General features: G+C 71.0%; 11 protein-coding genes. 2 read left to right on the forward strand and 9 right to left on the reverse strand.

The features are described from left to right. Positions 1–391: 391 nt before the first annotated feature. Both ACNKF0_RS09925 and glnA read right to left on the reverse strand, forming a co-directional pair. Positions 392–739 carry a hypothetical protein gene (locus tag ACNKF0_RS09925; RefSeq protein ID WP_416957966.1) on the reverse strand — a complete coding sequence of 116 codons (348 nt, stop codon included), beginning with the start codon at positions 737–739 and terminating at the stop codon, positions 392–394. A gap of 619 nt (positions 740–1,358) precedes the next feature. After that, complete coding sequence (glnA, locus tag ACNKF0_RS09930; RefSeq protein WP_299932516.1) at positions 1,359–2,780, reverse strand: type I glutamate--ammonia ligase; 1,422 nt, start codon at positions 2,778–2,780, stop codon at positions 1,359–1,361. Positions 2,781–2,960: 180 nt separating this feature from the next. Here glnA and ACNKF0_RS09935 point away from each other — a divergent pair, with 180 nt between their 5' ends. Further along, entirely contained in the window at positions 2,961–3,344 is a 384-nt protein-coding gene (locus ACNKF0_RS09935) for an RDD family protein (RefSeq protein ID WP_416957968.1), read from the forward strand. A 9-nt stretch (positions 3,345–3,353) separates the two neighbouring features. On the opposite strand, the gene ACNKF0_RS09940 is transcribed toward ACNKF0_RS09935, so the two are convergent. Genes ACNKF0_RS09940 through lipB form a run of 6 tightly spaced genes read right to left on the reverse strand, consistent with a single transcriptional unit; the run spans position 3,354 to position 9,557 of the window. Further along, positions 3,354–4,061 (reverse strand): DUF4191 domain-containing protein, encoded by a 708-nt coding sequence (locus tag ACNKF0_RS09940; RefSeq protein WP_416957970.1) that lies wholly within the window; start codon positions 4,059–4,061, stop codon positions 3,354–3,356. A 58-nt stretch (positions 4,062–4,119) separates the two neighbouring features. Beyond that, complete coding sequence (gene lipA, locus ACNKF0_RS09945) at positions 4,120–5,061, reverse strand: lipoyl synthase (protein WP_299932526.1); 942 nt, start codon at positions 5,059–5,061, stop codon at positions 4,120–4,122. 52 nt (positions 5,062–5,113) lie between these two features. After that, positions 5,114–7,267, reverse strand: a complete 2,154-nt coding sequence (locus ACNKF0_RS09950; RefSeq protein ID WP_416957973.1) for a xanthine dehydrogenase family protein molybdopterin-binding subunit — start codon at positions 7,265–7,267, stop codon at positions 5,114–5,116. Beyond that, complete coding sequence (locus tag ACNKF0_RS09955; protein ID WP_416957975.1) at positions 7,264–8,271, reverse strand: FAD binding domain-containing protein; 1,008 nt, start codon at positions 8,269–8,271, stop codon at positions 7,264–7,266. Before ACNKF0_RS09955 ends, ACNKF0_RS09950 begins: the two co-directional genes overlap by 4 nt. A 1-nt stretch (position 8,272) precedes the next feature. Continuing rightward, positions 8,273–8,746 (reverse strand): (2Fe-2S)-binding protein, encoded by a 474-nt coding sequence (locus ACNKF0_RS09960; protein ID WP_416957977.1) that lies wholly within the window; start codon positions 8,744–8,746, stop codon positions 8,273–8,275. 58 nt (positions 8,747–8,804) lie between these two features. Further along, entirely contained in the window at positions 8,805–9,557 is a 753-nt protein-coding gene (lipB, locus tag ACNKF0_RS09965) for a lipoyl(octanoyl) transferase LipB (RefSeq protein WP_416957978.1), read from the reverse strand. Between the two features lie 174 nt (positions 9,558–9,731). Between lipB and ACNKF0_RS09970 the strand changes: the two genes are divergently transcribed. Further along, a complete protein-coding gene (locus tag ACNKF0_RS09970) occupies positions 9,732–10,352 on the forward strand; it encodes a hypothetical protein (RefSeq protein ID WP_416957980.1) in 621 nt (206 codons plus the stop codon). On the opposite strand, the gene ACNKF0_RS09975 is transcribed toward ACNKF0_RS09970, so the two are convergent. Next, positions 10,298–11,188, reverse strand: a complete 891-nt coding sequence (locus ACNKF0_RS09975) for a TIGR01777 family oxidoreductase (protein ID WP_416957983.1) — start codon at positions 11,186–11,188, stop codon at positions 10,298–10,300. The genes ACNKF0_RS09970 and ACNKF0_RS09975 overlap by 55 nt on opposite strands.

Consider the following 11,188-nt stretch of genomic DNA (forward strand, 5'->3'; position numbering starts at 1 on the left):
CCCCGCCCGGGCACGAACCGGGGCTACGACGACGCGGCACCTCAAGTGGATCTTGGGGGAAGAAGATCTCCGTCCCACGCTGCGGGGGGTTCGTTAGGCGGTACCGAGAAGGCGCTGAACTGTGTCGGTGCCGTGCGATACAACGAGGTCATGCATTTCACGTTGGACGGTGAGCAATTCGAGCTGACGCCTGAGTCGGTTCGCGCACGTCTCGTCGACCACGTTCCTGAAGACATCCGTGAGTATTGGGTCGAGATCGACGGTACTCGCTGGCCCGTGAAGCAGGTCATCTCACTGGCGACCGGTGTCACGGACCGGCAGCGCTTCCAGTCTCAGTCCTCGCGGCGGTGGTTGCAGAAGCTGGGGTTCCCGATTGGCAGCGGCCAGAGTGTCACGGAGTCGCGTGCTCCTCAGCCGGTTCGCGCTGCTCCTGGCGCTCCTTGGCCTCATGGTCCCAGCGGGCCATCTCAGCAGCGACCTGCCGCTTTGTCTTGCGGCGGAAGCCAGGGTCTGCTCGCTCCCACTGCTGCATGACGTGCTGGGCGTGCTCCAATTCGGCAGCCTGGTCCTCCAGCCGCCAGGGATTCCAGAACTCATCGCGGTGTAGATCGACAAACAGCTCGCGCGCGGCCACGTTCTCCTCGAAGGTTGACGTCGCGCCCCGCTTGGGGCGCCACAACCGCGTGCCATCGCTGTAGACCCCAGCGGGCAGCACATCGGTCCCCGAGTCCGTCACCATGCCTCGATACTGCGAACCGGCAGCGTGGCGCGCAACAGGTTCGCGGTGAACTTTGTGTTCCAGGCTGCCGCCCGCACACGCCGATGCGATCGCGTGGCGCATATCGGCGGCTCAGGGTCGCGAGACAGCGCCGGTGAGACCGATGACGCCCCTCGGACGCGTGCGGAGCGCCCATGATCGGATTGGATCATGCCGATCCGCCAGGTCAACGAACGTCAGCGAGCCATCCCTGAGGCTGCGGTCGGTTGCGACCCGTTGGAGCCGATTGTTCGAGGGCGCGCTTTGAATCGCGGCGGGTCGCAGATGAAGCCGACGCAATCGGCGTCCCAGGCGGCAAAGCCGCAGGTCAGCGGCCGGTTTGCTCACATGAACGCAGTTGTCGGCAAAGGATCGCGCTCACGCTCAGGATCGTCGGCGTCTTCCCGATGACACACAACGTTGAGTGCGCCGCACCCGTCTGGGTGGTCTGCGGGCTCAGCCGGATGCGCGCTCAGCGTGGGGTGCGCTGGGTACGCACAACAACGAAAAACGGCGTCTGACGCTGGAAGACGTTGTAAGACGTTTTCGCAGGTCAGACGCCGTTTCAGGCATCTAGCCGCAGGTCAGATCGACCCCCGACTTAAATGTCGTAGTACAGCTCGAACTCGTGCGGGTGCGGGCGCTGCTGGACCGGGGCGATCTCCTGGGTGCGCTTGAAGTGGATCCAGGTCTCGATCAGGTCGTCGGTGAAGACACCGCCGGCCGTCAGGTACTCGTGGTCCGCCTCAAGGGCGTCGAGCACGGCGTCGAGGCTGGTCGGCACCTGGTTGATGTCGGCCATCTCGTCCGGCGGCAGCTCGTAGATGTCCTTGTCGATCGGCGCTGCGGGCTCGGTCTTGTTCTGGATGCCGTCAAGGCCGGCGAGCATCAGGGCCGAGAAGGCGAGGTAGGGGTTCGCCGACGGGTCGGGGAAGCGGGCCTCGACGCGCTTGGCCTTGGGGTTGGCACCCGTGATCGGGATGCGGACCGAGGCGGAGCGGTTGCGCGAGGAGTAGACGAGCGAGATCGGCGCCTCGAACCCGGGCACGAGCCGGTGGAAGGAGTTCACGGTGGGGTTGGTGAACGCGAGGAGCGAGGGGGCGTGCTCGAGGATGCCGCCGATGTACCAGCGGGCGATGTCGGACAGGCCGGCGTACCCGGTCTCGTCGAAGAACAGCGGGTCGCCGTCCTTCCACAGCGAGGAGTGGATGTGCATGCCCGAGCCGTTGTCGCCGAAGATCGGCTTCGGCATGAAGGTGACCGACTTGCCCTGGTCCCACGCGGTGTTCTTGATGAGGTACTTGAACTTCATCACGTCGTCCGCGGCCTTGAGCAGCGTGTCGAAGCGGTAGTTGATCTCCGCCTGGCCGGCGGTGCCGACCTCGTGGTGGGCACGCTCGACGAGGAGGCCGCAGGCCTCGAGGTTCTTGACCATGTCGGCGCGCAGGTCGCTGTAGTGGTCGTAGGGCTCGACGGGGAAGTAGCCGCCCTTGAGGCGCGTCTTGTAGCCCTTGTTCTGGCCGTCGTCCTTGCCGGAGTTCCACCAGCCCTCGACGGAGTCGATGTGGTAGTAGCCCTCGTTGACGCCCGTGCTGTAGCGGACGTTGTCGAAGATGTAGAACTCGGCCTCGGGGGCGAAGTAGGCGGTGTCCGCGATGCCGGTCGAGTCGAGGTAGGCCAGCGCCTTGCGCGCGATGTTGCGCGGGTCGCGGCTGTAGGCCTCGCCCGTGATCGGGTCGTGGATGAAGAAGTTGACGTTGAGGGTCTTGCTGCGGCGGAACGGGTCGAGGTACGCCGTCGTCGGGTCCGGGAAGAGCGACATGTCGGACTCGTTGATCGCCTGGAACCCGCGGATCGAGGAGCCGTCGAAGCCGAGGCCGTCGTCGAAGACGCTCTGGTCGAAGGAGGATGCCGGGACCGTGAAGTGCTGCATCACGCCCGGCAGGTCGCAGAAGCGGACGTCGATCATCTCGACGCCCTCGTCCTTGATGAACTTCAGGAGCTCATCGGAGTTGTTGAACATTCGGTTCCTCCTTGACGGCGACGTGCGCACGTCGAGTTTGCAGCGTTCGGGAGCGGAGCCTCGTTGCACCGTGCCGCCACGCTAGGTGGGAGCAGTTTCCAGACCGTATCCCGTTTGTTTCGCCCGTGTTACAGGTGACCGGTCGCTGGGCCGTCCCCGGACGCCTCCTAGGCTGGGTGCGTGACCAGCGCTGTAACACCGGAGCTCGAGTCGGCCCCGTGGGGAAGGCGCATCCTCGCCCTGTTCGTGGACTGGATCACCTGCCTGGCCGTCGTCGAGGGACTCGTGGCGGCCGGCGTCCTCGGCGGCAACCCCAACGGTCTCGGCACGTTGGCGCTCTTCGTCGTCGAGTCCGCGCTGTTCACCGCGCTGGCCGGCGGCTCGTTCGGCAAGCTCGCGACCAGGATCCGGGTCGTACGCCGCGACGGCTCGGGCCAGCCTCCCTCGCTGCTGCGAGCCCTCCTGCGCTCGGTGCTGGTCGCGCTGCTCATCCCGCCGTTGCTGACCTTCGACGGCCGCGGCCTGCACGACGTCGCGGCCGGCACCCGCAGCGTGACGATCTGAGGCGGAGCCTCAGCGGCCGCGCTGCTGGGAGCGCATGCCCTTCATCGAGGTCGGGATCGGCCCCTTGGGCAGCGGCAGCTTGCCGCGCTGGGCGTCGAGGGCCTTGAGGCGCTGGAGGATGTCGGTCATCTCGGCGGGCTTGACGTTGCGGCCGAGCTTCTGGACGTGCTTGACCAGCTTGGGCAGCGGCACCTCGCCGTCGCCGCGACCGCACACGACCTCGTGGATCGGGACGCCGTACGCCACGCGCTCGTGCTTCTTGCGCTCGGTCGCGAGCAGCGCCTTGACGCGGCTGGGGCTCGAGCCCTCCCCGACCAGCACGATGCCGGGAGGACCGACGACGCGGTGCACGACGTCCTGCTGCTTGGTGAAGCCGACGACCGGGTCGACCTTCCAGCCGCGGCGCAGCATCTGCAGGGCGCCCGCTCCGGCGGCCGGCTGGCCCTCCATCTGCGTGTACGCCGCCTTCTGGGCGCGGCGGCCGAAGACGAGCAGCGCGCAGAGCGCACCGATCAGGAGCGCGCCGACGACCGAGATGATCCAGCCGATCAGGCCGTCACCGGGCAGCACCCACATGAGCGCGAAACCGAGGGCGGCGCCGAGCACGAAGACGCCCATCACGATCAGGCCGATGCGCGGGTCGCTCCGCTTGGCCATCGTGTAGGTCTGCATGATCTGCCCGCGGCGCGAGCTGGGCGTGGTGGCGGGGGTCGACATGAGGTGGCCTTGTCCGGTCAGGTGTTCAACAGGTGCGGGGTGGTGCGGGTGGTGAGGGTCAGACGCTTGCAGCGGCGCGCGCGTCCATCGCCTGACCGTACAGCCGTCCGGCGCGGTAGGACGAGCGGACCAGCGGACCCGAGAGCGCGCCGGCGAAGCCGATCTCGTCGGCCTCGGCCTTGAGCTCGACGAACTCCTCCGGCTTGACCCATCGCTCGACGGGGTGGTGCCGGGGGGAGGGGCGGAGGTACTGGGTGATGGTGATCAGCTCGCAGCCGGCCTCGTGGAGGTCGCGCAGCGCCTGGCTGACCTCCTCGCGGGTCTCGCCCATGCCGAGGATGAGGTTGGACTTGGTCACCAGGCCGAAGTCGCGCGCCTGGGTGATCACGTCGAGCGAGCGGTCGTAGCGGAAGGCCGGGCGGATCCGCTTGAAGATCCGCGGGACCGTCTCCACGTTGTGGGCGAGCACCTCGGGACGCGACTCGAAGACCTCCTGGAGGAGGTCGGGCTTGCCGTTGAAGTCGGGGATGAGGTTCTCCACGCCGGTGCCGGGGTTGAGCTCGTGGATCGCGCGGACCGTCTCGGCGTACAGCCAGGCGCCGCCGTCGGGCAGGTCGTCGCGGGCGACGCCGGTGATGGTGGCGTACTTGAGCTCCATCTTCTGCACCGACTCGGCCACGCGGCGCGGCTCGTCACGGTCGAGCGGCTGGGGCTTGCCGGTGTCGATCTGACAGAAGTCGCAGCGTCGGGTGCACTGGTCGCCGCCGATGAGGAAGGTGGCCTCGCGGTCCTCCCAGCACTCGAAGATGTTGGGGCACCCGGCCGACTGGCAGACCGTGTGCAGGCCCTCGCCCTTCACCAGGTTCTGCAGAGCGGTGTACTCAGGGCCCATCTTGGCCTTGGTCTTGATCCACTCCGGCTTGCGTTCGATCGGGGTCTCCGCGTTGCGGATCTCCAGGCGGAGGAGCTTGCGTCCTTCAGGTGCGGGAGCAGTCGTCACGTCCGCCACCCTACGCCGCGTCTGGAGGCCACCCAATTTCGCCCGGTGCGGTTCAGAGGAGCAGGTCGGGCGTGATCGGGAGGCGGCGGATGCGACGGCCGGTGGCGTTGAAGACGGCGTTGCCGATGGCGGCGGCGACGCCGCACAGGCCGACCTCCCCGACGCCCTTCACCCCGACCGGGTTGAGGCGGTCGGGACCGCCGACGAACTCGACCTCGAGGTCGGGGACGTCGGCGTTGACGGCCATCAGGTAGTCGGCGAGGTGGGCGTTGGTGATGCGACCCGTCTGAGGTCCGGCGTGGAGGTCGGTGACGGTGTGCTCCAGGAGGGCGTGACCGATGCCGCCGACCGTGCCGCCGACCACCTGGCTTCGCGCGGTCCGCTCGTTGAGCACCTGACCGCAGTCGATGACCGACACCAGCCGCTCGACCCGCACGAGGCCGAGGTCGGCGTCGACCCGGACCTTGGCGAACTTCGCACCGAAGGCACCGGACGGGGACATCCCCAGCTCGGCAGGGTCGGGCTTGTCCGCCGTGGCCTCCGCCGTCACCTCGTCACGGTCGCCGACGGCCCGCGCCAGCGCCTCGCGGCCAGGCGCACCACTCAGCTCCAGGTCGGCCAGCACCGCGGAGGTGGCCAGCGCGACGGCGTTGGAGATGGCCGTCGCCAGACCCGATCCGCCGGCCGGGGGAGAGGCGGGCAGCGAGCTGTCGCCCAGGACCACCTCGACGTCACCGACCTCGAGCCCGAGCCGCTCGGCGGCCACCTGGGTGACGATGGTGTAGGTGCCGGTCCCGATGTCCATGGCCGCGCAGTGGACCGCCGCCGAACCGTCGCGACGTACGACGACGCGCACCGTGCAGGGCTCCTGGAAGTAGAAGAACGACACGGCCGCCATCCCGTAGCCGATGAGCTGGTCGCCCTCGCGCGTCGCGCGGGGCGACGGATCGCGCTCGTCCCAGCCGATCAGCTCGGCGCCGCGGCGCAGGCACTCGTCCAGCGCCTTGCTCGACCACGGCAGGTCGTCCTGGTCGGGGTTGGTGACGGCTTCGTTGCGCAGCCGCAGCTCGACGGGGTCGATGCCGAGCTCCACGGCGAGCTCGTCGAGTGCGGTCTCGAGGGCGAAGTTGCCCTGCGCCTCCCCGGGCGCCCGCATCGAGCCCGGAGGAGAGATGTGCAGGCGCACCTGGTCGACGTCGGCGCGCAGGTGCTCGACGGCGTACCCCTGGCGGGTGCCGGAGACCACGTTCTCCGGGTTGTCGTCGTCGACGGCCACCGGGATCGTCGCGGTGTGCTCGACGGCGGTGAGCGTGCCGTCGCGACGGGCGCCGAGGCGCACGTGCTGCACGGTCTCGGGCCGGTGGCCGACCCCGGTGAACATCTGCGGGCGGCTCAGCACAACTCGCACCGGCCGGTCGACGACCTTCGCGGCCATCGCCGCCGCGTGGATGTAGGGCCACGGCCGCAGGCCCGAGCCGAACCCTCCACCGAGGTAGGGGCACTCGACCCGCACGTCCTCGCGCGGGATGCCCCACGCCTCGGCCAGGCAGTCCGCGACGTTGAAGGGCCACTGGGTGGTGGCCCACATGTGCAGCGCGTCGCCGTCCCACTCCGCGCTCGCGGCGAAGAGCCCGATCGGGTTGTTGGTGTTGTCACCGGTGACGTAGTCGGCGTCGACCACCACCTCGGCCTCCGCGAGGCCGCGCTCGAGGTCGCCGCGCACGCTGTCGGCGCCCGCCGGGTCGTCGTCCTCCCGGTCGGCCCGCGGGTCGTTGATGTCCACGACCGGCTCGTCGACGTCGTACGTCACGTGCAGCAGGTCGGCAGCGTGCAGCGCCTCCTCGCGCGTCTGGGCGACGACCATGGCGACGTAGTCGCCGCGGAAGCGCACGACCGCGTCCTGGAACGGCGGCAGCGGTGCGCGCTCGTCGGAGGACGCCTCGTCAGGGCGTACGACGCGGGGCGCGTCGTGGTGCGACAGCACGGCGACCACGCCGGGTGCGGCCAGCGCATCGGTGGTGTCGACGAGCTCCACGCGGCCCGAGGTGATCGTGGCGCCGACCAGCACGCCGACGAGGGCGTCGCGCGGGGCGAGGTCGTCGGCGTAGGGCACGGCGCCGGTGACCTTGAGCGGTCCGTCGACGCGGGTCACTCCGGCGCCGATGACGGGCGCACCGGTCGTGGGGGCTGCCGTCGTGGTGGTCATGCGGTCACCTCCGTGACGTCGCGCAGCTGCCGGACCAGGGTGCGGCGGGCCAGCTCAGGCTTGAAGTCGGTGCCCGTGACGGTGAAGGCGTCGGCCAGCTCGGCGGCCGCCGCCTCCTCGAAGAGCGCCATCGAGGCCCGCTGGCCGCGCAGCACCTCCTCGGCGCGCCTCGCGCGCCAGGGCACGGAGCCGACACCTCCGAGACCGATGCCGACGTGGGCGAGCACGCCGTCCTCGACCCGGGCGACCACCGCCGCCGACGTCAGGGCGAACTCGTAGGACGCGCGGTCGCGCACCTTGAGGTAGCCCGAGCGGGCGTCAGGCAGGGGGATCTCGAGGTGGGTGATGAGCTCCCCGGCGCCCAGCACGTTGTCGCGCGAGGGGTCGTCGTCGGCGCGGACGTGCAGGTCGGTGACCGGGATGGTGCGGCGGCCGCCGGGGCCGTGCAGGCGTACCTGCGCGTCCAGCGCCACCAGGGCCACCGCGAGGTCGGAGGCGTGCAGTGCGATGCAGCCGGCGTTGACGCCGAGGACGGCGTGGGTGCGCGCGGTGCCCTCGACCGCCGCGCAGCCGCTGCCGGGTTCACGCTTGTTGCACTGGGTCACCGTCGGGTCGCGGTAGTAGCGGCAGCGGGTGCGTTGGAGGACGTTGCCGCCGATGGTCGCCATGGTGCGCAGCTGGGGAGAGGCAGCGAGCAGCAACGAGTCGCGCAGCACGGCGCAGCGTACGACCTCGGGGTGCCGGGCCAGGTCGGCCATCGTCACCGAGGCCCCGACCACGAGCACGCCGTCCTCGAGCTCCACGTCGGTCAGTGGGAGCCGGCTGATGTCGACGAGGGCGTCCGGGGACCACACCCCGTCGCGCATCAGGTCGAGCTGGGTGGTGCCGCCGGCGATGAAGGCGGTGTCGCCGGGTCTCTGGACGGCGCGGGCGACGGCGTCGGTCGTGACCGCGGCGCTGGCGGTGGCCACGTCGTCGGCGCGGGTGTAGGTGAAGGGGCGCACGTCAGGCCTCCCGGGCAGCGCGGGCGGCGAGGACCGCGTCGACGATGCGCGGGTAGGCGCCGCACCGGCAGAGGTTGCCGCTCATGAGCTCGCGGACGTCCTCGGCGGTCTCCCACCCGTCCTCCTCGAGCAGGGCCGCAGCGGACATCACCTGTCCTGCGGTGCACGCACCGCACTGGAAGGCGTCGCAGTCGAGGAACGCCTGCTGGACCGGGTGCAGCGCGTCGGCGCTGCCGATCCCCTCGACGGTGGTGACCTCACGGCCGTCGACCTGCGCCGCGAGGGTGAGGCACGAGAGCACCCGACGTCCGTCGACGTGCACGGTGCAGGCACCGCAGGCTCCCTGGTCGCAGCCCTTCTGGGTGCCGGTGAGCCCCAGCGTCTCCCGCAGCATGTCGAGCAGGGAGCGGCGTGGGTCCACCTCCACCGAGCGGCTCTCATCGTTGACGGTCACGGTCACGGGCACGCCACTCATGCCGCCAGCGAACCAGATGCCGTACGCCGGACGCACCACCCCTCGGCGCGGGTCGGGGTCAGCCGCCGGGCGTCACCAGCTGGATGCGCGGACCGCGACCGGGCTCGGGACGGGCGTCGTAGTCGGGGGTGGCCTCGTAGGGCTGCCAGGAGAGGTACGTCGCGAGGTGCTGCCGCACGCTCGGCAGCACGTCGCCGATCGTGACGTCGCGGCCGAGCTCCTGCGACAGCGAGGTGACGCCCGCGTCGGCGATGCCGCACGGGACGAACCGGTCGTACCAGCCCAGGTCGACGTCGCAGTTGAGCGCGAAGCCGTGCATCGTCACGCCGCGGCTCACCCGGATGCCGATGGCCGCGATCTTGCGCTCGGGGCCGCGCTCGTCCTCGCGCAGCCACACGCCGCTGCGGCCGGGGATGCGAGCCGTCGTGACGCCGAGCTCGGCGCACACCGCGATCAGCGCCTCCTCGAGCCGGCGGACGTAGTCGACGACCTTGACGTGGTCGGGCAGGGCGACGATCGGGTAGCCGACGAGCTGGCCAGGACCGTGGAAGGTGATCTTGCCGCCGCGGTCGACGTCGATCACGGCCGCGCCTCCCGGGTCGAGTGGGCGCTCGTGCGGGTCGGTCCGCTTGCCGGCCGTGAAGACGGGCGGGTGCTCGAGCAGCAGCACGGTGGCGCGCCGCGAGCCCGCGACGACCTCCTCGTGGACCCGCCGCTGGAGGTCCCACGCGGCCAGGTAGTCGACCGCGTCGTCGCCGAGACCGGCGACCTCGAAGTCCAGCGCGGGCGTGACGACCTGGTCCGACGACATGCCCCCGAGCGTACGCCGCTGGCTCGCCGCTCTTCCCGTGGACCTGCCCTGCGTCATCCAGATCCGCACCCATGGGTCGCGGTTCGTATGACGCTGCGCGGGTGGCCGTGGCAGCGTCATACGCCTCCGCAGCCATGACTGCCGGTTCGTATGACGCTGCGAGGGGGCCTGTGGATGACGCCTGCAGCGGGCCGGGGGATCGGCGAGGGTGGGGTGGTGGACCCGCGACGACTGCTCCCCGTGCTGACCGCGGCCGCCTGTGCGCTGGTCGTGGCGACGCTGGTGGTCGTCGTGGCGCGCCCCGATCCGCCGCCACGACCACGGGTCGAGGCAGGCAGCTCGGACCACCCGCCGCCGGCGGCGCGGCCCGCGCGGGCCGGACCGGCCGCGGTCCTGGCGGCGTGGGACGAGCGTCGCTCCGCCGCCTGGGCCGAGGGTGACGTCGCGGCGCTCAAGGAGTTGTACGTCGACGGGTCCGGCGCGGGCGCGGCCGACGTGCGCCTGCTGCGGGACTACCGCCGTCGTGGGCTACGGGTCGAGGGGCTGGCGACGCAGCTGCTGGCCCTTCGCGTGACCGCGCGGTCGTCCGAGAGGCTGGAGCTGGTGGTCACCGACCGCGTCGTCGGGGCCGAGGCCGTCGGGGCCGGGGAGCCGGTCGCGCTGCCGGTGGCCCGCCCGTCCACGCGGCGGGTGGTGCTGGTCCGCGAGGACGGGAGCTGGCTGGTGGCGGAGGTGCGCGATCAGGACAGCGCGGCGGCCAGCACCTCGCGGACGTCCTCGTCCTCGAAGTCGTAGCCGGCGCGCTCGAGCGCCGCCGGCCGCGCGTTGACCGACCCGAGGAGCTCGGGGGCCAGGTCGCCGGCGGCCACTCGCATCAGGGGGGCCGGCACGGCGAGGAAGGCCTTGCGGTGCAGTGCTCCGGCGAGGGCCTTGGTGAACTCCGCGTTGGTGGGCGTGTGCGGGCAGCAGAGGTTGAAGGCGCCCGAGACGTCGCGGGACTCGATGAGGTAGCTCACCGCGCCGATCCAGTCGCGCAGCGAGATCATCGGCATGAACTGCTTGCCCGACCCGAGCCGCGCGCCGCCTCCGGCCTGGAACAGCAGGCGCAGCTGCTTCAGGGGCGGCGAGGTCCGGTCCATGACGGGGGAGGTGCGCAGCTCGCACACCCGAGCTCCGGCCTCGCGCGCCGGGTCGGCTGCCGCCGACCACTCGTGGGAGACCGTGGTGAGGAAGGCGTCGCCGGTGCTGGGGGTGTCCTCGGTGACCGGCGCGGCGCCGTGGTCGCCGTACCACGCGATGCCGTTGCCGGCGAGGAACGCCGCCGGGCGCTCGGAGGCGGCGATGGTCTCGGCGAGCAGCCGGGTGGTGGAGACCCGGGACTCGAGCACCTCGCGGGCCCACTTCCGCGAGTGCGGGTTGCCGGCGATGCTGGCGCCGGCGAGGTTGACGACGGCGTCGGCGCCCTCGATCACCGCGGTGTCGACCCGGCCAGCAGCGGGGTCCCACCGGGACTCGTGCGCCGAGCAGGTCTCGCGCCGGACGAGGGCGGTCACCTCGTGCCCGTGCACCCGGAGGTGGTCGGACAGGTGGGTCCCGAGGAAGCCCGAGGCCCCGGCGATGACGACGCGCAT

The organism is Nocardioides sp. T5 (assembly GCF_048161455.1).
In the GTDB taxonomy this organism is placed as follows: domain Bacteria; phylum Actinomycetota; class Actinomycetes; order Propionibacteriales; family Nocardioidaceae; genus Nocardioides.